The organism is Pseudomonadota bacterium (genome assembly GCA_027624955.1).
Classification (GTDB): Bacteria; Pseudomonadota; Alphaproteobacteria; order UBA828; family UBA828; genus PTKB01.
Window position 1 is genome coordinate 26592 of record JAQBTG010000001.1, and the last position, 22894, is coordinate 49485.

Consider the following 22894-nt stretch of genomic DNA (forward strand, 5'->3'; position numbering starts at 1 on the left):
GGAGGCGAATTTGGCGAGCGCATCGAGATTGCCCGAATTGTCTGAGCAGGACGCAGGCCACGGTATTTTGGCCATCTATGACGAAATCAAGGCCTGTTGCCGAGTGCCGATGGTAGCGCTGATCTACCGCCACCTCGCGACCCATGCTGGCGTTCTCGAATGGAGCTGGAGGGTGTTGGCGCCGGCGATGCGCTCGGGCGCGCTGAGCGCGGCGGCACAGCGTGCGGCGACGGCGCCGTTTGACGCCGCTTTGCCGGCGCTCACGCCGGAGGCGGCCAGCGCGCTCAGCCTCAAGCCGATGGATCTCGCCGCCATCGCCTATATCGCCACCGCCTACAACACCGCCAACCCGCACAACATCATCGCGGTCCGGGTGCTGATGGCGGTGCTCGCCACGGACCAAGCGGGCGGCAGCGCTGGCGCCCCGCACGGTTCGCCGGTGGCGAGAGTTCAGTTTCCCGCCTTGCCGCCGTTGGTTCAGTTGGAGGACATGCCGCCGGCGCTTGCTGAGCGGATCGGGCGCCTGCGCGTCGCCGGCGATGACGGCTCGCGGGGCATAGTTCCCACCCTTTACCGTCATCTCGCCCACTGGCCAGATTATTTGATGGCCTCGGCTGAGGCGCTAGAGCCACTGTTCCTCGACGGTAAAGTCGAGGCTGCCGCGTCGAGTATTGCGCGTGAGGCGGATGCCGCCGCGGCGCGCCTTAGCGGCGAATTGATGACGCATGATACGCTGCCTGGCCGGCCTACGGGTGCTGCACGCCAGGCACTTCTCGCCACCCTCGGAGCCTTCGCCGCCACCATTCCAGAAATGATCGCTGTCGGCCGTCTGCTGACGAACGCCCTGCCGCGCGAAAATTAAGGACGACTATGCCTTAGGATCAAACTCGTCGAGTGCGATCAGGACGGCGTTGATTACCGACGGCCAATCGCCCGGCACCGCCTGGCGGAAATGCTGCATCGTCGGATACCAGGGATTGTCCGCGCGCTCACGCAAATAGCGCCAATCGCCGCCATGGGAGAGCATCACCCACACCGGATGGCCGAGCGCGCCAGCGAGATGGGCCACCGCCGAATCGATTGAAATCACCAGATCCAATCCGCCGATCGCCGCCGCTGTATCGGCGAAATCTGTGAGGCGAGAGCTTAAATCCTCGATCGTCGGATGGCCATAAATATCGGCCGCTGCCGGGCCGACCTGGAGGCCGTACCAGGCAATGTCGCGCCGCGCTAAAAGAGGCTGAAGAAATTCGAGGGCGCAGGACCGCCGGCGGTTAATTTTGTTAGCCGGGCTGCCGGACCAGGCGAGACCGATCTTAAGCCGGGCTTCCGCCGGGGCGTCCAGGGTCCACGGGGCCTGACTTGCAGGCACATAGGGTGTAGCGGGGGGCAGGCTGTCGGGGGTCGCACCGAGAATATGCGGCAAGCTGGCAAGCGCGGCGTGGCGGGCAAACTCAGGCATTTGTCCGTCCATCGCGACGGCCTCGGCAACGCCGTCGACCTGGCACAACAATCGCCGCAGCGGCTCCTGGCAGGCGAGCACAACGCGCCCGCCTTTTTGCGCCACCAGTGGCGCAAAGCGGATGAATTGCAGGGTATCGCCGAAGCCCTGTTCGGCATGAAGCAGGATCGTGGCGCCGTTCAACGGCGTGCCGTCCCACATCGGCGCGGAAAAATGCGATACCGCGCCACCGCCTAATTTGAGGCGCCATTCATATTCGGCAAAACCGGCGCCGTAATCGCCGGCGCCGAGCAGGTTTAGGGCACGATTGAAATGCGCCTCGACAAGCTCTGGTGCCAATGCGGTCGCTCGCCCATAGGCAGCACCGGCCTCGGTGTGACGCGCCAGCGCATCGAGGGCACTGCCCAGGCAGTTCTCGGCCTCGGCCGAGCTTCCCGCCGTCAGAGCCGTTGCGCGTTCCGCCGCGGTGAGCGCCTCCGCCGGCTGATCGAGGGCCAGCAGAGCGCCGGCCAAATTAATCCATCCGGCGGCGAATTCAGCGTTCAACTCTACCGCCTGCCACGCATGTGCCGCCGCCTCTTCCGCCCGGTTGTCGCGGTTCAATAGATGACCGAGATTGCTGTGTCCCTCGACCAGAGTGGGGGAGATATCGACGGCCCGGCGCAACGCCGTCTCGGCAATTTGCAAGTGCCCGCTTTCCAAAAATGCGACGCCGAGGCTGTTGTGAATGTCGGCCCGCTCAGGGAGGCGTGCCGCCGCCAGCTGCAATGCGTCCGCTGCCGCGACATGTTGACTAAGCCCGAGCAACGCGTTGCCGAGTGTGGCATAGGGCTCGCCCGAGAGCGGATCGATGGCAATGGCTTTGCGGGCGGCTTCCGCCGCCTTCGCGCAATCGTTCTGCATCAGCAGCGCCGCAGCAAGCGAAGCAAACACCGCAGCACATGCCGGAGCTGAGGCAATCGCCTCATACGCCACATCGACACCTTCCTGGACGCTGCCAATTTCTAGTAACGTTTGTATAAGATTGACATAGGCGTCGGAAAAAGCCGGCGCGTGCAGGATTGCCAGGCGGAAATGATTGCACGCCGCCGTCAGGTCACCTTCCGATTTCAGCAAGTTGGCAAGATTGTAGTGGGCGCCGTGATACTCCGGCTGTTCTTTGAGTATGCGTCCGAGCGTGGCGTGCGCATCTTCGCTGCGGCCGGCGGCCTGATACATCATGGCCAGATTATTTCGCATGGACACATTGTCGGGTGTGACGGCGAGGGCGCGTTCGATATGACGCGCCGCTGCGTCATGCTCGCCCGACTGATGCGCGACAAGCGCCATCAGATGCAACGCATCTGGCTGGTTAGGCATGTCGTGTAAGGCAGCTTCCGCGTGGTTCTTGGCGGCGGCAAAATCGCCTTTGCGGTAGGCCGAGACGCCGGCTTCCAGGACATCCCTGACGTCGTCGAGCGTCGGCCCACCAAGCGCGCGCCGCTCCTGGCTTTGGTTATCGTTGGGGCGGGGGTCTGACATGGCCAGAGGGTGCCATGTCGGCCTTACTTACTGGTTAACGCCGTAAGGCGGTGACAACTCTGGTTGCCCAAGTCGCTAATCCACCGAAAGTGCCAAAATCCTGCTCATTTCGGAAAGGCCGAGGCCGCTTTCACTCGCCCAATCGTTAAATGCCTGCTGAACATCGCGGCGGGCTTTCTTGCCTTTGGGGTCGCCTTTGTACGCGCCCCATTTGTTGAGCGCCTTGATCGTGTCGGTCGTCAGGACGAACGTATTCTTTCCTGCCATGCGCAGGAAATACGGTCCCGACGCGCCGCCCAATTGACTAAAACGCTTTTGCAGCTCGTCCCACAGTCCGACAATATCAGTTTCAGGCTAGGCCGCGAGCCAGGCGCCGAAGCCACCATGGGCGCCGGATATCTCGACCATCGCCGCCGCATTGTGGTGTGTGGCTTTGATTTTCCCCCAGTGACGGATGATGCGGGTTTCCTTGAGCAGCGCCTCCAAATTCTCATCCGGGATTGCCGCCACACGTTTGGGATCAAAGCCAAAGAATATCTCTTCGAAACCCGGCCATTTGCCGGCCACCATGCTGTGCTTCAGTCCGGACGAGAACACCCGAAGTGACATTAGCGACAGATAGCGGTCGTCCGCCATCGCCTTTAAAGCCTTGGCCGATTTCGATTTCGGCAGCAATTTCTTGAGCGCCGCAGGTCCGCCGGCACGTTGCTCGGCGGTCTCTCTGATGGTGGCGAAATTCGTCATGGCTGCCATGGGTTAGATTCTACCCACATGGTGGCTGGCTTGCTATGGTGCGTTCTCAATTAAGGGAGAGATGGCATGCCGATGATCAACCGCATCGCGGAGTTCCAGCACGAGATGGCGCGCTGGCGCCAGGATATCCACGCTCACCCGGAGCTTGGCTTCGAAGAAAACAGAACCTCCGATGTCGTCGCGCGTGAGCTCGAATCATTCGGTCTTGAGGTGCATCGCGGTTTGGCCAAGACCGGCGTGGTCGGTGTTTTAAAAGGGGCTGCCGGAGACGCCGCTATCGGGTTGCGGGCTGACATGGACGCGCTTCCCATTCTTGAGCAAAACGATGTCGACTACCGCTCGCGCAATGACGGCGTGATGCACGCCTGCGGCCATGACGGCCATACGGCGATGCTGCTGGGTGCGGCCAAATATTTGGCGGAGACCCGCAATTTTTCTGGCACCGTGTATTTCATTTTTCAGCCTGCCGAAGAGGGCTTGGGCGGTGCGCGTGCCATGGTCAATGAAGGCCTGTTCGAGCAATTCCCCGTGAATGGTGTCTACGGCTTGCACAATTGGCCTGGCATGGATATTGGCGAGTTCGCGGTGCGGTCGGGACCGATGATGGCAGCATGCGATTCGTTCGAGATCAGCGTCATCGGTGAAGGCGCGCACGGCGCGATGCCGCATCTCGGTATCGATCCGGTGGTGTGCGCGGCGGAAATCGTTGGCGCCTTGCAGACTATCACCAGTCGCATCAAAGACCCGCTCGATTCGGCGGTCATCAGTGTCACCAAAATCCATGGTGGGGACGCTTTTAATGTCATCCCAGGGCGCGTTGAGTTGGGCGGCACGACCAGGAGCTTCACCGAAGCGGTGCGCCTTGAGATCGAAGCCAGCATCGCGCGTATATCGGAAGGTATCGCCGCTGCGCATCGCTGCCGCGTTGAACTCAACTATATACGCCAATTCCCTGCGACCGTGAACCATGCGGCGGAAACCGAATTGGCCGCTGCCGCCGCAGCTCGCGTAGCAGGTGAGGCAAAAGTGCGGCGCGATCTGCCGCCCAGCATGGGTTCGGAAGACTTTTCCTACATGCTCGAGTCGCGCCCCGGCTCGTATATCTGGATGGGCAATGCGCGCACCGACGGTGGCTGTTTCCTGCACAATCCCAATTACGATTTCAACGATGAAGCATTGGGCTGGGGGGCGAGCTATTGGGCCACCTTGGTGGAAAGCTTGCAGCCCAAGGCGGGCGATTAGGGCGGTGTCTGCTGCCACCGAAAAGTGCTGGTGCGGTCGAGAGGACTCGAACCTCCACGGGGTTGCCCCCACTAGAACCTGAATCTAGCGCGTCTACCAGTTCCGCCACGACCGCAACGCGCACCAGCGGCGCAAATCTATTGCGCCACCCAGAGAATGGTGCGGCTGAGAGGACTTGAACCTCCACGGGGTTTCCCCCACAGCGCCCTCAACGCTGCGCGTCTACCAGTTCCGCCACAGCCGCATATTCGCCCGGGCGAAACAAAAAGCAGTCCGAGGCCCGGCTTGTCAAGTCTGCGCCCGAAGCGCTTGCCTGCGCGGGCGGTTCGCGGATAATGCGGCATCGAAATTGGCATGGAACTTAAGAAATCGGGAGATCGAGATGGCGAAGCGGAAAGCGGTTGTCGTAGGCGCACGCGGCACGACGGGACGCAACGTGGTTGAAGCGCTGGAGGCCGAAGGCGGTTGGGAGGTAATCGGCCTAAGCCGCGGTGCGCCCGGTTTCGAAACGAGGGCCAGCTTTATTTCCGTCGACCTCGAAGACGAGGCTGACGCAAACGCCAAGCTCGCGCCGCTCAGCGACGCGACGCACGTGTTTTATTGTGGCCTCGCCGGCGGCTTTGAGGCCGAGAATGTCGAAGGCAATCTTGCCCTGGTGAAGAATTCCATCGGCGTGCTCGACCGCATCGCGCCCGGCTTGGAGCGCGTCATCCTGACCCAGGGCGGCAAATATTACGGCTGCCATCTCGGGCCCTACAAAACGCCGTCAGTGGAGAGCGATCCGCGCCACATGCCGCCCAATTTCTACTACAATCAGCAGGACTATCTAACCGAGCTGCAAAAGAGCAAATCATGGAGTCTCACCATGGTGCGTCCCGAAATCGTCATCGGCCTGTCAGCCGGCGTGCCGCTCAACACGCTCAATTTTGTTTCCGTCTACGCAATCATTGCGCATGAGCTGGATATACCTTTCGATTTCCCAGGCCGCCCGACCGCTTGGCACGCTCTCAACAAATATACCGATGCCGAAATTTTGGGCCGCTTCGAGGTTTGGTCGGCCACCGATCCGAGCTGCGCCAATCAGGAATTCAACATCACCAATGGCGATTGTTTCCGTTGGGAGCATATCTGGCACCAGATAGGCGAAGCTTTTGGCTGCCGTCGCGGCCAGGTGCGGCCCTGTTCACTGACCATGTTGATGGCCGATAAAGGCCCGGTCTGGGACGAGATCGTCCAAAAACATCAACTCCAGCCTTACAAGATGGATGAACTCGCCAACTGGATCTTCGCCGACTGGGTGTTCGCGCGCGATTGGGACATCATCCTCGAAGACCGCAAGCGTATCCGCCACGGCTACTCTGAGATCATCTACACCGAAGAAATGTTTGCCCGGTATTTCAAGAAAATGCGCGACATGCGGATCATCCCCGAAGCGCCCGGCTGAGACTGCGCGCGCCGCTAAAAACTCGGCGGCGTGCAGGCGGAGACGAGCTCGCATTCTTCCTTGCCAATATTGCGGAAGCGGTGCGGCAGGCGGGAATCGAAATAATAGGCGTCGCCCGGTCCGAGCACGCGGCGTTGATCGCCGACCGTTACTTCAAGCTTGCCGCGGATCACCACGCCGCCTTCCTCTGACTCATGGCGCAGCATGGCGCGCCCGGTATCGCTGCCCGGCGCGTAGCGCTCATGCAGGATTTGCAGCTCACGCTGGGCGAGGTCACGTCCGACCTGGCGGTAGGATATTTTGGTGTCGCCGATTTCCAACAATTCTCCTGCGGAAAAGAATACTTCCTGGCGCGGCGCTGCTTCGAGACTGAAAAAATCCGAAAACGACATCGGCAGGCCCTGTAGCACTTTCCTGAGACTACTCACCGAAGGGCTCACCCGATTCTGTTCGATCAGGGAAATTGTTCCGTTGGTGACGCCGGCGCGCTTGGCCAGCTCGCGTTGTGACATGTGATGCATCTTGCGCACTGCGCTCAAACGCGCGCCGACATCGAAATCCGCGTCCAAAGCCATACTATCTCCGTTTCGGCTGTTTAAATGGCTATTATATTAAACAAATTATACGCATAATAGCAGAAAATCAACAGGTTAACCGGTGTGATCATTCATATTGTCTATTTTATTGCTTGATGTTAGTCTCCGCCGGAGAAACAGAATTTCCTTGCCAGCCTGGAGGCAAATCATGTCAGAGAGCAGCGAAAGCGCGCGTTACGAAGCTATGCCCAATGATCTTGAGCCGTTGTGGATGCCGTTCACTGCCAATCGGCAATTCAAGAGCGCGCCGCGCATGTTCGTCTCGGCTGAGGGCATGCATTACACCACCAGCGATAACCGCAAGGTGCTCGACGCCACCTCGGGTCTGTGGTGCGTCAATTGCGGCCATGCGCGCAAGGAAATCACCGAAGCGGTGAGCGCCCAGGTCGGGCGCCTCGAATACGGCCCCGGTTTTCAAATGGGGCATCCGGGAGCGTTCGAATTTGCGGCGCGTCTCGCGGCGCTGGCGCCGGGTGATCTCGACCATGTCTTTTTCACCAATTCTGGCTCTGAATCTGCCGATACGGCACTGAAGATTGCGCTCGCCTATCACAATATTAGAGGCAACGCCTCGCGCACCCGCCTGATCGGCCGCGAGAAGGGCTATCACGGCGTCGGTTTCGGCGGCATTGCGGTCGGCGGCATCGCCAATAACCGTAAATATTTTGGCACCAATTTTCCCGGCGTCGATCATCTGCCGCATACCCATAGCTTGGAGCACAACGCCTTCACCAAAGGTCAACCTGAATGGGGCGGCCATCTCGCCGAAGATTTGGAGCGCTTGGTCACACTACACGACGCGTCGACCATCGCCGCGGTTATCGTCGAGCCGATGGCCGGTTCAGCCGGCGTTATTCTGCCGCCCAAAGGCTATCTCAAGCGCCTGCGCGAAATCTGCGATAAGCACGGCATTTTGTTGATATTCGACGAGGTCATCACCGGCTTCGGCCGTCTCGGCGACAGCTTCGCCGCCGAACGCTTCGGCGTCGTGCCCGATATCATGACTCTGGCCAAGGGGCTGACCAATGCCGCCATACCCATGGGCGCGGTGCTGGTGCGCAAGCATATTTACGACGCCTTCATGAACGGTCCGGAGGGCGCCATCGAGCTGTTTCACGGCTATACCTATTCCGGCCATCCGGTGGCCTGCGCCGCTGGCCAAGCGGCGCTCGACATCTATTTAAACGAAGGTCTGTTTGAGCGCGCCGCCGAGCTTGAATCCTATTGGATCGACGCCGCTTTTTCGCTCCGCGATCATGCCCATGTTATCGATATCCGCGCCATGGGCCTGGTCGGCGCAGTAGAATTAGAGCCGATACCCGGCAAGCCCACGGCGCGCGCTTTCGACGCGTTTTTAAAATGCTATGATCGCGGCGTACTGATCCGTACCACCGGCGATATCATCGCCCTCTCGCCGCCGCTTATCGTTGAAAAAAACCAGATCGACCAAATCTTCGAAACCATCGGCGACGTCCTCAAGGAAGCCGCCTGAGTTGAACCGGGGGCAGCTCCCCTTTTTTGATAAAAAAGCGGCCAAGGCCGTTTCACGGAGTAGCGAAACTCATGCTTATCGGCGTTCCTAAGGAAATCAAAATTCACGAATACCGGGTTGGCGTCCCGCCGGCAGGCGTGCGCGAGCTCGTCAATAACGGCCATCAAGTGATCGTGCAGCGCGACGCGGCCGAGGAAATCGGCATGCATAATGAGGATTACGAGCGCGCCGGCGCCGAGTTGGTCGAGACGCCCGAGGAAATCTTCGCGCGCGCCGATATGGTGGTCAAAGTTAAGGAACCACAAGCCCAGGAATGCGCCATGCTGCGCGATGGCCAAGTGCTGTTCACCTATCTCCATCTCGCGCCCGATCCCGCGCAGACCACTGCGCTAATGCAATCGGGCTGTGTTGCCATCGCCTATGAAACCGTGACCGATTCTCTGGGCGGCCTGCCGCTGTTGGCGCCGATGAGTGAGGTTGCCGGGCGGATGTCGATCCAGGCTGGCGCCCATTGCCTTGAGAAAGAGCAAGGCGGACGCGGTGTATTGCTGGGTGGCGTGCCCGGCGTCGCGCCGGCCAATGTGGCGATTATCGGCGGCGGCGTGGTCGGCAGCCACGCGGCGCGCATGGCTGTCGGTATGGGCGCGCAAGTGACCATTCTCGATCGCTCGCTCCCGCGCCTGCGTCAGCTCGATGAGATATTCGGCGCCAGCGCGCACACCATCTTTTCCACCACCGAGGCGCTTGAGCAAGCGGTCTACAACGCCGATCTGGTGATCGGCGCGGTGCTCGTCGCGGGTGCGGCGGCGCCTAAGCTGGTGCGCCGCGATATGCTGCCGAACATGCGGCGCAATTCCGTCGTCGTCGATGTCGCCATCGACCAGGGCGGCTGCTTCGAGACCAGCAAGCCGACCACGCATGCCGACCCGACCTATAAGGTCGACCATGTGCTGCATTATTGTGTGGCCAACATGCCTGGTGCGGTGGCTCGCACCTCAACCTTGGCGCTATCCAACGCCACGCTGCCGTTCGTGATCGCGCTCGCCAACAAAGGCTACCGCCAAGCGCTATTGGACGACCCACACCTCGCCAACGGCCTCAACGTGCATCGCGGCGATGTCACCTATGAGGCGGTGGCGCGCGACCTTGGACACCGCTTCGTCGATCCGCATAATGCCTTAGCGGCGTAATAGACAGATAATTCCTGGAGACCTTCGATGAGCGCAACAATCAGCCATTGGATTAACGGCCAGGCAGTCGCCGGCCAAAGTGGGCGCACGGGCGATGTGTTCAACCCCGCCATTGGCGAGAAGATTGCCGAAGTGCCATTGGCCAGTGTCGACGAAGTCGCCAAGGTGGTGGCCGCAGCCAAGGCGGCGGCACCCGAATGGGCGGCGGCGCCGCCAATCCGGCGCGCACGCGTGATGTTCAAGTTCAAAGAGTTGATCGAAGCGCGCATGGGTGATTTCGCCGCCATCGTCACGCGCGAGCATGGCAAAGTCCTAAGTGATGCAGCCGGCTCGATCACACGCGGCCTCGAAGTGCTCGAATTCGCCTGTGGTATTCCGCATTTGTTGAAGGGTGAATTCAGTGAATCCGTCGGCACCGGAGTGGACAGCTACTCCATGCGCCAGCCTCTCGGCGTAGTGGCTGGCATTACGCCGTTCAACTTCCCGGCCATGGTGCCGATGTGGATGTTTCCGATCTCGCTGGCGTGCGGTAACACGTTTATCTTGAAGCCTTCGGAAAAAGACCCGTCTGCGGCAAATTTCATGGCCGAACTGCTGACAGAAGCAGGCTGTCCGGACGGCGTCTTTAACGTAATTCATGGCGACAAAGTAGCGGTCGATGCAATTCTGGAGCACCCGGATATCGCTGCGGTCAGCTTCGTCGGCTCAACGCCGATCGCCGAATATATCTACACCACCGGCTGCGCCCATGGTAAACGCGTGCAGGCTTTGGGCGGCGCCAAGAACCATGCCATCGTACTGCCCGACGCCGACCTCGATATGACCGCAGATGCCTTGGTGAGCGCCGCTTTCGGCTCCTCCGGCGAGCGTTGCATGGCGGTCTCGGTGGCCGTCGCGGTCGGCGACACGGCAGGCGACGCGCTGATTGCTGCGCTGCGCCCGCGCATCGCGCAAATCAAGGTCGGTCCGGGAACCGATAAGGATTCCGAGATGGGTCCGTTGGTAAGCAAACAACATCTTGAGAAAGTGCGCGGCTATATCGACCACGGCGTTGCCGAAGGCGCTGAGCTGGTCATGGACGGACGCGGTCTCACGCTGCAAGGCTATGAGAACGGCTATTATGTTGGCCCGTGCCTGTTCGACCATGTAACGCCGGAGATGAAAATCTACAAAGAGGAGATTTTCGGTCCCGTGCTCTCGGTCGTGCGCGCACCCGATTATGATGCCGCAGTGAAGATGGTGAATGACCATGAATTCGGCAACGGCACCGCCATTTTCACCCGCGACGGCGACGCAGCACGCGATTTCGCCTCTAAGGTGGAAATCGGCATGGTCGGCATCAACGTGCCGATCCCCGTGCCCGTCGCCTATCACAGCTTCGGGGGTTGGAAGCGCTCGCTATTTGGCGACCACAACATGCACGGCATGGAAGGTGTGCGCTTTAACACCAAGATGAAAACCATCACCGCCCGCTGGCCGACAGGCATCCGAAGCGGCGTGGATTTGAGCTTCCCCATGATGGGTTAGAAAAAGCCCTTCTGTCGGAGGAGGGAAGAAGCGGCGAACTTGGCGCGCGGCGCGCACGCACCGGTTCGTGAATTCCTTCCACTTTCGTTTGCCTGCTGCCCCCGCTCGGCGCTAGTCTTGGCGAACTTGTCCGGACAATCGGCTTAGGGGAGTTAGCGGCGATGGCAGTGATTAAGGCGGGGCTCATACAGATGAGCCTCAAAGGCGATGTCGAGAGCGATTCGCCCAAGACCATCATGAAGAAGATGATGGACGCGCATATGGTGCTGATCGAGGACGCGGCGCGCCAGGGCGTGCAGGTGCTCGGCCTGCAGGAGATTTTCAATATCCCCTATGTCTGCGCCACCCAAGACCCCAAATGGTACGCCACTGCCGAACGGGTGCCTGATGGGCCGACCGTGCAACACATGCGAAGCGTCGCCAAAGAGCACGGCATGGTGCTGGTCGTGCCAATCTATGAAGAGCAGATGACTGGCGTCTATTACAACACCGCCGCCGTGATCGACGCCGATGGCAGCTATCTCGGTAAGTTCCGCAAGATTCATATTCCCCACACCAACGGCTATCACGAAAAGTTCTTCTTCAAGCCCGGCGACCTCGGCTATCCAGTGTTCCAGACTGCGGTCGGCAAGATCGGGGTCTATATCTGTTACGACCGCCATTTCCCTGAGGGCTGGCGCGAGCTTGCGTTGAACGGTGCGGAGCTGATCTTCAACCCATCGGCCACCACCAAGGGGCTAAGCGATCATCTGTGGAATATCGAGCAGCCTGCTTCGGCGGTCGCCAACGGCGTCTTTATCGGGGCCAACAATCGCGTCGGCTGGGAAGCGCCGTGGAACAATGGCGAGTTTTACGGATCGAGCTATTTCGTCAATCCGCGCGGCGAGATTCTTACCCAGGGTTCGGACGACAAGGACGAACTGGTGGTCGCCGATCTCGATCTCGACATGATCCGCCAGGTGCGCGAAACCTGGTCATTCTTCCGCGACCGGCGGCCCGACGCCTATACCCATATCGCCGACTGGCACGCTTGAGAGCTGAGGGGGAAATACAATCATGAGTACAATCAAAGCCGCGCTTATCCAAATGGAATTGAAGGCCGATCCAATCGGCGATTCGTTCGACACCATCCGTGACAAAATGACCGCCGCCCATATGGTGCTTATTGAAGACGCCGCCAAACAAGGCGTTCAGGTGATTGGCCTGCAGGAAGTATGGACCATGCCCTACTTCCCGGCCGAGATCGATGAGCGCTGGTTCGGCACCGCCGAAGTCATCCCCGACGGGCCGACCACCCAACTGATGATGGAGACGGCCAAGCGCCTCAACATGGTCATCGTCTCACCGATCTATGAGTTGGGCGACGACGGCAAACTATACAACACCGCCGCAGTGATCGACGCCGATGGCCGCTATCTCGGCAAGTTCCGCAAAATTCATATTCCCAAGGTCGGCAAATTCGACGAAAAGTTTTATTTCGCTTATGGCAATCTCGGTTTCCCCGTCTTCGAGACGGCGGTTGGCAAGGTCGGTGTCTATATCTGTTATGATCGCCATTTCCCGGAAGGTTGGCGCGAGCTCGCGCTGAACGGCGTGGAACTGGTGTTCAATCCCTCGGCCACCTTCCGCGGTTTGAGCGACCATATCTGGACCCTAGAGCAGCCCGGTGCGGCGATTGCCAACGGTATCTTCATCGGCGCCAACAACCGAGTTGGTACCGAGCCGGCGATCGGCAATCATCAATTCTATGGCTCGAGCTATTTCACCGATCCGCGTGGCAATGTACTCAACCAGGGCCCTGACGATCGTGACGCGCTGGTGGTTTCCGATCTCGATTTCGATATGATTCGCGAAGTGCGCGATCAATGGCAGTTCTATCGTGATCGCCGGCCCGAGACCCACCCCAACGCCGCGCGCCGAGCCTAAGCCGCGGCGTTAGCGCCCAAGAAATTCACTCAACGCGCGCCACGGTGCGGCGTCCCACCAACGCCGCGCCGCGCCCGAGGTAGACGGCAAAACGAACAGCGCAGTCGCACTCAGTGCTTGCGGCTGAAGGCCGTAATCTTTGATTTTGCAGGCGAGGACCTCGCGCAGGAACACGCTGCCAGCGCGTTTGCCGTTGAACGCAAGCGCGCGCGGTTTGTAGGCGATGATCTTTTCAGCGAGCCCGCCAGTATCGTCGCCGCCGACATCCAAAGAGCTATCCGCGCCCGACTGAAATTTGCTCAAATCCGTGAGCCCGACGCCGTATTGAAGCACATTGCGAAATTCGCTTGGCAGCAATTGGCGCGGCGTCAGGCCGCTTTCATGCAAGATCGGCCAAAAGCGATTGCCCGGCCAGGCGTAATAGGCACCGGCCTGGGCCGAGGCGCTCCCCGCCGCCGAGCCGCAGAACACCACATCCAGCCCGTCGGCCAATACGTCGGGCAGAATTTGTCCGCTATTGCGCAATTGCGTTTGTTTCATGCCGCTTCATCTTGACATCAGGCGGCGATATGGGCCAAGGGTCATGGCAACAGCTTATTCCAGGGAGAGACACAGTGCAGAACATGAACATAAACGGCGACCGGCTATGGGACAGCCTCATGGAGATGGCCAAGATCGGCGCCACAGAAAAGGGCGGCGTCTGCCGTCTGGCGTTGACTGACGAAGACAAGGCGGCGCGCGATCTCTATGTCGAATGGTGCGAAGCGGCGGGCTGCACGGTCAGCGTAGACCAGATGGGCAACATCTTCGCCCGGCGGCCTGGGAAAGATAATTCGCTCCCCCCCATCTGCACCGGCAGCCATATCGATAGCCAACCGACCGGCGGCAAATATGACGGTATCTATGGCGTTCTCGCTGGGCTCGAAGTGGTGCGCACGTTGAACGATCTCGACTATGAGACCAACGCGCCGATTGAAATCTCGGCCTGGACCAATGAAGAAGGTTCGCGCTTCGCGCCGGCGATGATCGGCTCGGGCGTATTTGGCGGCGAGTTCAGCTTGGAAGAGGGCCTTGCCTGCACCGACCGTGAAGGCAACACCCTGGGCGACGAGCTAAAACGCATTGGCTATGACGGCGACATGAAATGCGCACCGCGCGAACTCGGCGCGTTCTTCGAAGCACATATCGAACAGGGACCGATCCTCGAGGCTGAGGAAAAAACCATCGGCGTGGTGCAGGGCGTGCAGGGTATCCGCTGGTTCGAGATCGAAGTTACGGGCATGGAATCACATGCCGGCACAACACCGATGGAGCGGCGCAAGGACGCGCTGGTCGGCGCCGCCCGCATGGTCGGCGAAGCACACCGCATCGGCGAGGCCGCGATGCCAAACGGGCGCACCACCATCGGCTATATGGAAGTGAGCCCCAATTCGACCAACGTCATTCCTGGCAAAGTGTTTTTCCGAGCTGATATACGCAACCCCGATGCTGTGGCACTTGACGGCATGGAAAGTGAATTTCAGGCGAGTTGCGAAAAAATCTCAGGCGATTTGAGCCTCAGCCTCGATTTCAAGCGCATCTGGTATTCCGAGCCGGTGATCTTTGACGAAGCCTGCGTCGCAGCGGTGCAGGCCGCAGCAGATGCTCTCGGCCTGGCCAGCCGCCCGATCACTTCCGGCGCCGGACATGACGCTGTGTATGTATCGCGCCTCGCCCCGACAGCGATGATTTTTATCCCCTGCGAAGACGGCATTAGCCACAACGAGATTGAGGAAGCCACCCCCAGCGACCTCGCCGCCGGCTGCAACGTACTGCTCAATGCGATGGTTGCCCGCGCCAACGCGTGATTAGCCCTTTTTCCCCTGCTGGGAAGAGGGGTTGGAGAGAAGGGGAGAACTCAGCGCAAAGCGCTTTTTCCGGTAGCCCTCAAACGCCGGGCGGTCGCGTCCGCTCTCTTGTCTACCTCGTATTAACTCGGGCGCGCAGGCGCGCTTGCCGGAATGCGGCAGGTATTCCGCTTGGTGGTGCCCCGTTGCGACGAGCTTTTATGTATTCCGCTTAGACGCAGGGTAGGCGTTCGGGCCTCCTATTCGGCAGCTTCGACCCGGTCCACGCGGCGCCATGGGCGCTGGTCGCGCGTGCGGCCGGCGGCGTCGAACATTGGCCCGAACGTGGGGCGTTCGATATATCGGCCGGCGCCGGGCTCGGCGCGGAGGTCGCCGTCCTGCCACACGAGATTGCCCTGGCTCACGGTGCTGCGCGCCACGCCTGTCACTTCCATGCCTTCATAGATGTTGAAATCATTTTTCTGCTTATGGGTTTTGGCGGAAAGGACGCGCGTCGCCTTGGGGTCCCAGACCGTGATATCGGCGTCGGCGCCGACACGGATGGCGCCCTTGCGGGGATAAATGTTGAAGATCTGCGCCGCGTTGGTCGAGGTGACGCGAACGAATTCATTGGGCGTTAGCTTGCCGGTCTCGACGCCCTGATCCCACAACACAGACATGCGGTCTTCAACGCCGCTGGTACCGTTTGGAATCTTGGTAAAATCGTCCTTTCCTTTATCCTTGTCGACATTGCAAAAGGCGCAATGGTCGGTCGCGGTGGTGTGTAGATTGCCCGATTGCAAGCCGCGCCACAGTTCGCGCAAATGGTCTTTGGGGCGGAACGGCGGGCTCATCACATAGCCGCGGGCTTTGACCGGATCGGGGTCGTAATAGACCGAATCGTCGATCACCAGATGCTGCGCCAGGCACTCGCCATAGACGCGTTGGCCCTCCATGCGGGCGCGGACGATTTCCTGCAGCGCCTCGCGGCAGGTGACATGCACGATGTAGATCGGCGTGTTGAGCAATTGTGCGATGCGGATGGCGCGGTTGGTGGCCTCGCCCTCGACCTCGGGCGGGCGCGATTGCGGGTGGCCTTCCGGCCCGGTGATGCCGGCTGCCAGCAGCTCCTGCTGCATCAGCCAGATCATGTTGCCGTCTTCGCAATGGACCGTCGCCACGGCGCCGAGGTCGCGGCAGCGCCGGAAGCTATGCATAAGATTCTCGCCGTCGAGCATAATGTCGTTCTTATAGGCCATGAAGTGCTTGAAGCTGTTGACGCCGTGATCGCGCGTGAGCGTCTCCATGTCCTCGGAGACCTGATCGCTCCAGCTGGTGATGGCGACGTGGAAGGAATAATCCGCCGGCGCCTTCTCGGAGCGCGAGCGCCACACATGATAGGCGTCGAGCGGGCGCTCGTCAGGCGACGGTATGACAAAATCGATGATCATCGTGGTGCCGCCCGACAGTCCCGCAGCCGGCCCGGTGAAGAAATCATCGCCTGCGCGCCCGCCCATGAACGGAATCTCCATATGGGTGTGGGGGTCGATGCCCCCCGGCATCACCAGGGCCTCGTCAGCATCCACTGTTTCAGTGCCCGCCGGCACGTCGAGATTTTCTCCGATCGCCTGAATCAAACCGTCAGCGCAATAAACGTCGGAACGGTAGCTATCTTCGGCAGTGGTAACAGTGCCGCCCTTGATAAGAAGTGACATGGCGAGGTCTCCGGTTATGTGAGCAGGCGTTATTCGGCGGCTTGTGCGCGCTCGACACGGCGCGGTGCGTTAAGCTCGCGGTACGTCTTCACCCGCTCGAACACGCTGGAATAGGTCGGGCGGGGAATGTAACGGCCGACACCCTTCTCGACTTTGAGGTCTTTACCGTCCCACACCTGCTTGCCCTGGCTGATTGTGGCGCGCGCCAAGCCGGTCAGGTTCATACCTTCATAGAGGTTGAAGTCCATATTGGAGTGATGCGTCTTTACCGAAACCTTGCGGCTTGCGTTAGGGTCCCATACCGCTAGGTCGGCGTCAGCGCCGACGCTCACAGCTCCCTTGCGCGGATGGATGTTGAAGATTTTAGCCGTCGCCGTAGACGTCACCCGAACAAAATCATTCGGCGTGAGCAGGCCGGTTTTCACGCCTTGGTCCCAGAGGATCGACATGCGGTCCTCAATGCCGCCACAGCCATTCGGCATGAGCGTGAAGTTATCCTTGCCCATCGCCTTTTGCGGCGCGCAGAAAGCGCAATGATCACTTGCCGTTGTTTGCAGAGTGCCGGACTGGAGGCCGCCCCACAACGCGTCGCGATGTTTCTTGCTGCGGAACGGTGGGCTCATTACGTGCGCCGAGGCCAAGGTGATGTCAGGTAGATAATGCGTTGATTCGTCGATTACCAAATGCTGCGCCAAGGCTTCACCATAAACCGCCTGGCCGTTGGCGCGGGCTTTGGCGATCGCTGCAAGCGACTGTATGCAACTGCAATGCACCACATAGAGCGGCGCGTTGGCGACGCCGGCGACGGTGATCACGCGCTGTGTCGCCTCGCCTTCCACTTCCGGCGGGCGCGATTGAACATGGCCTTCCGGTCCTGTGATGCCCATGGCTAGGAGCTTGTTCTGCAAATGATAGATCATCTCGCCGTTCTCGGCATGGACGGTGGCCATGGCCCCGAGCTCCTGGCAGCGGTCGAAACTGTTCAGGAGAATTTCATCGTCGAGCATGATGGCGCCTTTATAAGCCATGAAATGCTTGAAGCTGTTGACGCCGCGTTCGCGCGTGAGCACGCCCATTTCTTCTTTCACTTGGTCGCTCCACCAGGTGATGGCGACATGGAAGGAATAATCCGACGGCGCCTTTTGCGCGTTTCTCATCCAGGTGTCATAGGCCTCCAAGAGAGATTGCTCGGGGCTGGGGATAACGAAGTCGATGATCATCGTGGTGCCGCCGGCAAGCCCAGCCGAAGGACCCGACATAAAATCATCCGCCGTGATCGTGCCCATAAAGGGCAATTCCATATGGGTGTGCGGATCGATGCCGCCTGGAATGACCAACGCTTCGCCCGCGTCCACCACGTCGGCGCCGGCCGGCGCCTCCAAATTCTCGCCGATGGCCTGGATCGTGCCGTTGGCGCAATAGACATCGGCACGATAGGTCTCTTCCGCTGTGACGACGGTTCCGCCCTTGATCAATAGTGACATGTTCTTCTCTCCCGAGATGGTTGCCGGCTGATGTGTCGGCGCTGTTCGAATTTATTTGTCCGAACCTTAACGCAAAGGCGGCTTGGCGCGCCAGCCCCGCCAGGCGTTGCCGTCACAATTGACAGCGGCGGAAAATCGCGGCTTTCTTGGACCTATGGAAAAAGCGCAACAAAACAACAAATTGCCGCTCGAAGGGCTGCGCGTGCTCGATCTCGCGACATTCGTCGCCAGCCCGTTCAGCGCCGCGATCCTCGGTGAATTCGGCGCCGAAGTGATCAAGATCGAGCAGCCAGGCAGCGGCGATCCGCTACGCAAGTTCGGCACGCCGAGCAAAAACGGCGATGGCTACTGCTGGCTTTCCGAACAGCGCAACAAGCGCTCGGTCACGCTCGACATTCGCACGGAAAAAGGGGTCGAAATCTTCAAGCGTCTGATCGTCAGCGCCGATGTCCTATGCGAGAATTTCCGCCCCGGCACGCTAGAAAAATGGGGCCTCGGGCCCGACGTGCTGAGAGCGATCAATCCCCGCCTGGTGATGCTCCGCATCTCGGGCTATGGCCAGACCGGCCCGTATAAGAACCGCCCCGGCTTCGCCCGCATCGCCCATGCCTTTGGCGGCCTCACTTATCTTACCGGCGAGCCCGACGGGCCACCTTTGACGCCGGGCTCGACCTCCCTGGCCGATTATATCTCCGGCCTCTACGGCGCTCTCGGCATCCTTCTGTCTTTACGTGCGCGCGAAGACACCGGGCGCGGCCAGGAGATAGACGTCGCGCTCTATGAATCGATCTTCCGCGTGCTCGATGAGATGGCGCCGCTCTATGCCGCCAACGGTTTCGTACGCCCGCGCCTCGGTTTGGGGACTGCCAATGTCTGCCCACATGGGCATTTCGAATGCGGCGATGGTGAATGGGTGGCGATCGCGTGCACCAGTGACAAGATGTGGCTGCGCATGGCAGAAGTACTCGGCCGCCCCGAACTCGGCCCAGATCCGCGCTACGCAACCACCGCCAACCGGGTTGCCAACCGCGAGGACGTGGATGGATTGGTGAGCGCCTTTACGCTCTCGATGACACGCGAGAAGCTGATGCAGGTCTGTGTCGCCGGTGAGGTGCCGATTGCGCCAGTCTATTCGATTGCCGATATCTTCGACGATCCACACTATAAGGCGCGCAAAACTCTGGTGACGGTGGAAGACGAAACCGCTGGAGAAATCACCGTGCCGGGTGTGCTGCCGCACCTGTCTGAGACGCCGGGCCGCATTACCCATCTCGGCCCCACTCTCGCTGAGGGCAATCAGGAAATCTATGGCGACGAGCTTGGCTTCAGCGCAGCCGAGCTGGCCGAATTGAAACGCGCAGGCGTGATTTAGTTTTTATTCTGCCGCGTCAAATTCTGGCGCGCGCAGTTTTTCGAATTTCGCCGTGATGTGCTCGCCCGAGGTTGTCGGCGCGTGTTTGGGCGGATTGTCAGGTCCCTGACAGTGCGGCAAGCATTCCACCTTGGCGTCGTAATTGGGCTGGTGGAAGAACAGCAACGATGTCTTGCTCAGATGCGCCTTGTCGCGCGGTGGATTGGTCACCCGGTGCAGCGTTGAGACCCATTGATCGTTGGTCCAATCGGCCATCAGGTCGCCGATATTGACGGCAAAAGTGCCGGGCATATACGGCACGGTCTCCCATTCTCCGTCCTTGCGGTGCACTTGGAGGCCGCCGATATCGGTATCGGTGTGGACGATCGTGAGGTCGCCGTAATCGCAATGCGCGCCGCCGCGCAATTGTTTCTCCAAAGGCGGCTTGGGCTGGGCGGGATAATAATTGATGCACAGGCAGGTGATGTGCTTGTCGATCTTGGGCTCGAAGAAGTCCTCTTCCAGGCCGAGCGCGAGCGCGAAGATGCGCATTAAATCTCCAGCCAGTTTCTCCATTGCGCGGTAATAGGTCTCGCACAGGTTCCGCATGTTGCCGGGCTGGTCGGGCCAGATATTGGGCGGAAAATAGCGCGCACCGGCATTGCCGAAATGATATTCATCGAACGCGTGATCGAACGGCCCCATATTCCAGGATTCGCGCAAATCCGTCGGTGCATCCTCGTCCATGGTATAGGCCAGACTGTGGCTCTCCTGGGGCGAATAGCCGCGCAGGCGATCGGCCGGCAGCTTGTGCCGCATCTTTTCCCAAAACGGCAAAGCGAAGTAGTCGTCGCTCATTTTGTGCACGTCAGCGAGCAAATCCGCTGGTACATCATGCCCGGAGATCACAAGAAAGCCGATTTCGCGGCAGGCCTTGTCGACCTGGGCGGCGACCCTTGCCTTGTCCGCCGGCCCGCCATGCAGAAATGGCCCGATATCGATAAGTGGTACGATGCCTTCGCTCATAACCTGACCCGCTCCCTTTGGAATATGCTCTTGCATTATTACGTATATTGATTGGAAAGCGCCACACCTGGCGCGAAATCAAGCAATCGGGAAAGAACTGACACGATGACGGATCATGTGATTTCTACCGTCGCCCGTGGCGCGACGGCAGCCGGCGCCGCACCCACGCGGCACAGAGATGCCGCCGCGAAACGCCTCTCCGCCGCCTTCCACACCGAGGTGATGCGGGGTCTGTTATTTTCTACGCGCGCCCGGGCGATCGCACTCGGCGCCATTGCGGTTCTCGTCGCGCTGCAGAATTGGGAGGCCGGCGCGGCTGCCACACTTTATTTCGAGGTCATCCTCGCGGTATTTTTCTTGCTCGGCGTTGGGCATTACAAATTGGCGAAATCGCGCTTCGCCCACCCGCTGCACAAATATCTATTTACCACGGCGGATGTCTTGCTGCTTGGTGTCGTGATCCTCTTGCCGGCGCCGTTCGATGACAGGTTCGAGTCCGCCGCACTTCATTTGCGCGGCCCAAATTTTCTTTATTTCCTGATCATTATGGCCGGCACCATCCTGACCTATTCACCGCGTCTGGTGATATGGAACGGCATCGTCACCATCCTGGCGTGGAGCGCCGGCGTGTGGGCAATCATCTCACTGCCCGAAACCATCACCTTCATGGATTCCCCCGCGACCCGCCCGGCTGAGGAAACGCGTCGTATATTTCTCGACGAGAATTTTGTGTTCGTCATGGGCTGGGTGCAGCAAATCGTCATTTTCGCCATCTTCACTGGCATCATGGCGTTGGTGGTGTGGCGCGCCCGGCGTTTGGTCGAGACTCAGGCCTCAACCGAACGCGAGCGCGCCAATCTTTCGCGCTATTTCTCGCCCAATATGGTGGATGAGCTGGCTGCCTCCGACACGCCCTTGGGCGCGGTCCGGCGGCAGAATGTCGCGGTGTTGTTCGCCGATATCGTCGGCTTTACCGGCATGAGCGAGACGCGCAGTCCAGAGCAGGTCATCGCCCTGTTGCGCGGCTTTCACGGCCGCATGGAAGAGGTCGTATTTGCTCATGGTGGCACGCTCGATAAGTATATCGGCGATGCGGTGATGGCGACGTTCGGCACACCGCATACCGGGTCGCGCGATGCTACCGACGCGCTTACCTGCGCCATCGCCATGGCCGATGCGATGGCAACATGGAATCTGGAGCGCATGGCAGAAGGCGAAGCACAGGTCCGCGTCGGCATTGGTCTGCAATTCGGGCCGGCGGTGCTCGGCGACACCGGCGGTGCGCATCGCCTCGAATTTGCCGTGATTGGCGATACGGTCAATGTGGCGAGCCGCTTGGAACATCTCACCCGTACGCTCGACGGAACGATTGTCGCGGGCGGCGTTCTGGTGGCCGAAGTGCGGCGGGAAGGCGGCAGCGAAGCCTTGCTTGAAGGCTTTCGTGAGCGCACCGGCCAGGAGATTCCGGGGCGCAGCGGAGCAATCACCGTGTGGGCCAAGTAGCGGTTACAAAACCCTCTCCCCAAGGGGAGAGGGGGAAAGCAAAGCACGCGGCGGGCGCTCAGTTCGTCCCACCAACCCAAACCCTTCCTTCTCGCCGGGGCGGAAGGGCCTAAAATTTTACGCAAAAAAAAACCGGGCCGGGTTTTAAGTCCGGCCCGGAGAGGAGGGAGATGAGATTCGCGGAATGCCGCGCTTCTCTCTTCCGGGAGGGGTACATAGAAGATACCCATGATCATGACGATTCTAGGGCAAGGCGGCTGTGATCAGCGTCACAACATGATGATTTTATTGGTTTATTTTGTAACTAACGAAAAAATAAGCTGGATCAAATCAGCTCTTTGGGAGTGATGAAAGCACGCAGCATGGCGGTGCCGGGCGCAAGATGCGCCCAGACCTCCGAATCAGATGTCAATCTGGCCAGCGCGCCAGCGGGAAAGTCCCGCGCGGCCTTGCGCGCTGCCCGCCCGCCACCGCTTCCCGCGAGCAGCCCGACAAGCGCATGGAGGCCCGGATTATGCGCCACCAGCAGCACCGCATGGGCCGCTTCGGGCAAACATCGGAGGACCGTCAGCAGTGTTTCCACGCTGGCCAAATTGAGGTCCTCACGCACTTCGAGTGGCGGCGGGGAATCCATTGCGCCGGCTAACAGTTGGGCGCTTTCATGTGCGCGCCGGGCGTTTGAGCAGAGTATCGCATCCCAGGTGGCACCCTCGTCTTTGAGATGTGATGCCAAACGGCGGCACTCGACAATTCCGCGCGGTGTCAGCGCCCGTGCCGCATCGCCTTCGGCGTTTCGTGCCTCGGCCTCGCCATGGCGCATGATGTAAATGCTTTTG

Annotated in this window: 20 protein-coding genes and 2 tRNA genes; 11 read left to right on the plus strand and 11 right to left on the minus strand. The window is 60.1% G+C overall.

Annotation, left to right across the window (positions count from 1 at the left end; all coding sequences use genetic code 11):
- Positions 1-10: 10 nt before the first annotated feature.
- The gene (locus O3A94_00120; GenBank protein ID MDA1354654.1) at positions 11-862 is read left to right on the plus strand and encodes a hypothetical protein; all 852 of its coding nucleotides are present in this window, start codon (positions 11-13) and stop codon (positions 860-862) included.
- 6 nt (positions 863-868) lie between these two features.
- Here O3A94_00120 and O3A94_00125 read toward each other — a convergent pair whose 3' ends face one another.
- The 3 genes from O3A94_00125 to O3A94_00135 form a co-directional block, all read right to left on the minus strand.
- Entirely contained in the window at positions 869-2983 is a 2115-nt protein-coding gene (locus O3A94_00125) for a tetratricopeptide repeat protein (protein ID MDA1354655.1), read from the minus strand.
- Positions 2984-3058: 75 nt separating this feature from the next.
- The gene (locus tag O3A94_00130; protein MDA1354656.1) at positions 3059-3250 is read right to left on the minus strand and encodes a hypothetical protein; all 192 of its coding nucleotides are present in this window, start codon (positions 3248-3250) and stop codon (positions 3059-3061) included.
- Positions 3251-3337: 87 nt separating this feature from the next.
- Entirely contained in the window at positions 3338-3736 is a 399-nt protein-coding gene (locus O3A94_00135; GenBank protein ID MDA1354657.1) for a DNA-3-methyladenine glycosylase I, read from the minus strand.
- A gap of 66 nt (positions 3737-3802) precedes the next feature.
- On the opposite strand from O3A94_00135, the gene O3A94_00140 reads away from it, so the two are divergent.
- Positions 3803-4978 carry a M20 family metallopeptidase gene (locus O3A94_00140; GenBank protein ID MDA1354658.1) on the plus strand — a complete coding sequence of 392 codons (1176 nt, stop codon included), beginning with the start codon at positions 3803-3805 and terminating at the stop codon, positions 4976-4978.
- A 28-nt stretch (positions 4979-5006) separates the two neighbouring features.
- On the opposite strand, the gene O3A94_00145 is transcribed toward O3A94_00140, so the two are convergent.
- Together O3A94_00145 and O3A94_00150 are read right to left on the minus strand one after the other, a co-directional pair.
- Positions 5007-5093, minus strand: a tRNA-Leu gene (locus tag O3A94_00145).
- Between the two features lie 42 nt (positions 5094-5135).
- Positions 5136-5222: transfer RNA gene (locus O3A94_00150), tRNA-Leu, on the minus strand.
- Positions 5223-5360: 138 nt separating this feature from the next.
- Here O3A94_00150 and O3A94_00155 point away from each other — a divergent pair.
- Positions 5361-6422, plus strand: coding sequence for an SDR family oxidoreductase (locus O3A94_00155; GenBank protein MDA1354659.1), 1062 nt, complete (start codon positions 5361-5363; stop codon positions 6420-6422).
- Positions 6423-6436: 14 nt separating this feature from the next.
- On the opposite strand, the gene O3A94_00160 is transcribed toward O3A94_00155, so the two are convergent.
- Positions 6437-6997: a cupin domain-containing protein gene (locus tag O3A94_00160; protein MDA1354660.1), complete on the minus strand. Its 561-nt coding sequence runs from the start codon at positions 6995-6997 to the stop codon at positions 6437-6439.
- Positions 6998-7166: 169 nt separating this feature from the next.
- Here O3A94_00160 and O3A94_00165 point away from each other — a divergent pair, with 169 nt between their 5' ends.
- From O3A94_00165 to O3A94_00185, 5 genes are all read left to right on the plus strand, one after another.
- Positions 7167-8510, plus strand: coding sequence for an aspartate aminotransferase family protein (locus O3A94_00165; GenBank protein MDA1354661.1), 1344 nt, complete (start codon positions 7167-7169; stop codon positions 8508-8510).
- Positions 8511-8581: 71 nt separating this feature from the next.
- A complete protein-coding gene (ald, locus tag O3A94_00170) occupies positions 8582-9700 on the plus strand; it encodes an alanine dehydrogenase (protein MDA1354662.1) in 1119 nt (372 codons plus the stop codon).
- 27 nt (positions 9701-9727) lie between these two features.
- Complete coding sequence (locus O3A94_00175; protein ID MDA1354663.1) at positions 9728-11227, plus strand: CoA-acylating methylmalonate-semialdehyde dehydrogenase; 1500 nt, start codon at positions 9728-9730, stop codon at positions 11225-11227.
- A gap of 161 nt (positions 11228-11388) precedes the next feature.
- A complete protein-coding gene (locus O3A94_00180; GenBank protein ID MDA1354664.1) occupies positions 11389-12261 on the plus strand; it encodes an acyltransferase in 873 nt (290 codons plus the stop codon).
- A gap of 22 nt (positions 12262-12283) precedes the next feature.
- Positions 12284-13153 (plus strand): acyltransferase, encoded by an 870-nt coding sequence (locus O3A94_00185; GenBank protein MDA1354665.1) that lies wholly within the window; start codon positions 12284-12286, stop codon positions 13151-13153.
- Between the two features lie 9 nt (positions 13154-13162).
- Here O3A94_00185 and O3A94_00190 read toward each other — a convergent pair whose 3' ends face one another.
- Positions 13163-13693, minus strand: a complete 531-nt coding sequence (locus O3A94_00190) for a mismatch-specific DNA-glycosylase (protein ID MDA1354666.1) — start codon at positions 13691-13693, stop codon at positions 13163-13165.
- Between the two features lie 74 nt (positions 13694-13767).
- Here O3A94_00190 and O3A94_00195 point away from each other — a divergent pair, with 74 nt between their 5' ends.
- Positions 13768-15000 (plus strand): Zn-dependent hydrolase, encoded by a 1233-nt coding sequence (locus O3A94_00195; protein MDA1354667.1) that lies wholly within the window; start codon positions 13768-13770, stop codon positions 14998-15000.
- 239 nt (positions 15001-15239) lie between these two features.
- On the opposite strand, the gene hydA (O3A94_00200) is transcribed toward O3A94_00195, so the two are convergent.
- Together hydA (O3A94_00200) and hydA (O3A94_00205) are read right to left on the minus strand one after the other, a co-directional pair.
- Positions 15240-16694: a dihydropyrimidinase gene (gene hydA / locus O3A94_00200; protein ID MDA1354668.1), complete on the minus strand. Its 1455-nt coding sequence runs from the start codon at positions 16692-16694 to the stop codon at positions 15240-15242.
- A 29-nt stretch (positions 16695-16723) separates the two neighbouring features.
- Complete coding sequence (gene hydA, locus O3A94_00205; GenBank protein ID MDA1354669.1) at positions 16724-18178, minus strand: dihydropyrimidinase; 1455 nt, start codon at positions 18176-18178, stop codon at positions 16724-16726.
- A 154-nt stretch (positions 18179-18332) separates the two neighbouring features.
- Between hydA (O3A94_00205) and O3A94_00210 the strand changes: the two genes are divergently transcribed.
- Positions 18333-19550 carry a CoA transferase gene (locus tag O3A94_00210; GenBank protein ID MDA1354670.1) on the plus strand — a complete coding sequence of 406 codons (1218 nt, stop codon included), beginning with the start codon at positions 18333-18335 and terminating at the stop codon, positions 19548-19550.
- A 3-nt stretch (positions 19551-19553) separates the two neighbouring features.
- Here the strand turns inward: O3A94_00210 and O3A94_00215 are convergent, their stop codons facing one another.
- Complete coding sequence (locus O3A94_00215; protein MDA1354671.1) at positions 19554-20555, minus strand: isopenicillin N synthase family oxygenase; 1002 nt, start codon at positions 20553-20555, stop codon at positions 19554-19556.
- 105 nt (positions 20556-20660) lie between these two features.
- Here O3A94_00215 and O3A94_00220 point away from each other — a divergent pair, with 105 nt between their 5' ends.
- The gene (locus O3A94_00220; GenBank protein ID MDA1354672.1) at positions 20661-22058 is read left to right on the plus strand and encodes an adenylate/guanylate cyclase domain-containing protein; all 1398 of its coding nucleotides are present in this window, start codon (positions 20661-20663) and stop codon (positions 22056-22058) included.
- A gap of 325 nt (positions 22059-22383) precedes the next feature.
- Here O3A94_00220 and O3A94_00225 read toward each other — a convergent pair whose 3' ends face one another.
- Positions 22384-22878 carry a histidine phosphatase family protein gene (locus O3A94_00225; protein ID MDA1354673.1) on the minus strand — a complete coding sequence of 165 codons (495 nt, stop codon included), beginning with the start codon at positions 22876-22878 and terminating at the stop codon, positions 22384-22386.
- Positions 22879-22894: the final 16 nt, after the last annotated feature.

What these genes read in the sequence shown, in the direction of transcription:
- O3A94_00125 (MDA1354655.1), bottom strand. Translation starts at nt 2,983, where the DNA reads ATGTCAGACCCCCGCCCCAACGATAACCAAAGCCAGGAGCGGCGCGCG.
- O3A94_00130 (MDA1354656.1), bottom strand. Translation starts at nt 3,250, where the DNA reads ATGGCAGGAAAGAATACGTTCGTCCTGACGACCGACACGATCAAGGCG.
- O3A94_00135 (MDA1354657.1), bottom strand. Translation starts at nt 3,736, where the DNA reads ATGGCAGCCATGACGAATTTCGCCACCATCAGAGAGACCGCCGAGCAA.
- O3A94_00140 (MDA1354658.1), top strand. Translation starts at nt 3,803, where the DNA reads ATGCCGATGATCAACCGCATCGCGGAGTTCCAGCACGAGATGGCGCGC.
- O3A94_00155 (MDA1354659.1), top strand. Translation starts at nt 5,361, where the DNA reads ATGGCGAAGCGGAAAGCGGTTGTCGTAGGCGCACGCGGCACGACGGGA.
- O3A94_00160 (MDA1354660.1), bottom strand. Translation starts at nt 6,997, where the DNA reads ATGGCTTTGGACGCGGATTTCGATGTCGGCGCGCGTTTGAGCGCAGTG.
- O3A94_00165 (MDA1354661.1), top strand. Translation starts at nt 7,167, where the DNA reads ATGTCAGAGAGCAGCGAAAGCGCGCGTTACGAAGCTATGCCCAATGAT.
- ald (MDA1354662.1), top strand. Translation starts at nt 8,582, where the DNA reads ATGCTTATCGGCGTTCCTAAGGAAATCAAAATTCACGAATACCGGGTT.
- O3A94_00175 (MDA1354663.1), top strand. Translation starts at nt 9,728, where the DNA reads ATGAGCGCAACAATCAGCCATTGGATTAACGGCCAGGCAGTCGCCGGC.
- O3A94_00180 (MDA1354664.1), top strand. Translation starts at nt 11,389, where the DNA reads ATGGCAGTGATTAAGGCGGGGCTCATACAGATGAGCCTCAAAGGCGAT.
- O3A94_00185 (MDA1354665.1), top strand. Translation starts at nt 12,284, where the DNA reads ATGAGTACAATCAAAGCCGCGCTTATCCAAATGGAATTGAAGGCCGAT.
- O3A94_00190 (MDA1354666.1), bottom strand. Translation starts at nt 13,693, where the DNA reads ATGAAACAAACGCAATTGCGCAATAGCGGACAAATTCTGCCCGACGTA.
- hydA (MDA1354668.1), bottom strand. Translation starts at nt 16,694, where the DNA reads ATGTCACTTCTTATCAAGGGCGGCACTGTTACCACTGCCGAAGATAGC.
- hydA (MDA1354669.1), bottom strand. Translation starts at nt 18,178, where the DNA reads ATGTCACTATTGATCAAGGGCGGAACCGTCGTCACAGCGGAAGAGACC.
- O3A94_00210 (MDA1354670.1), top strand. Translation starts at nt 18,333, where the DNA reads ATGGAAAAAGCGCAACAAAACAACAAATTGCCGCTCGAAGGGCTGCGC.
- O3A94_00215 (MDA1354671.1), bottom strand. Translation starts at nt 20,555, where the DNA reads ATGAGCGAAGGCATCGTACCACTTATCGATATCGGGCCATTTCTGCAT.
- O3A94_00220 (MDA1354672.1), top strand. Translation starts at nt 20,661, where the DNA reads ATGACGGATCATGTGATTTCTACCGTCGCCCGTGGCGCGACGGCAGCC.
- O3A94_00225 (MDA1354673.1), bottom strand. Translation starts at nt 22,878, where the DNA reads ATGCGCCATGGCGAGGCCGAGGCACGAAACGCCGAAGGCGATGCGGCA.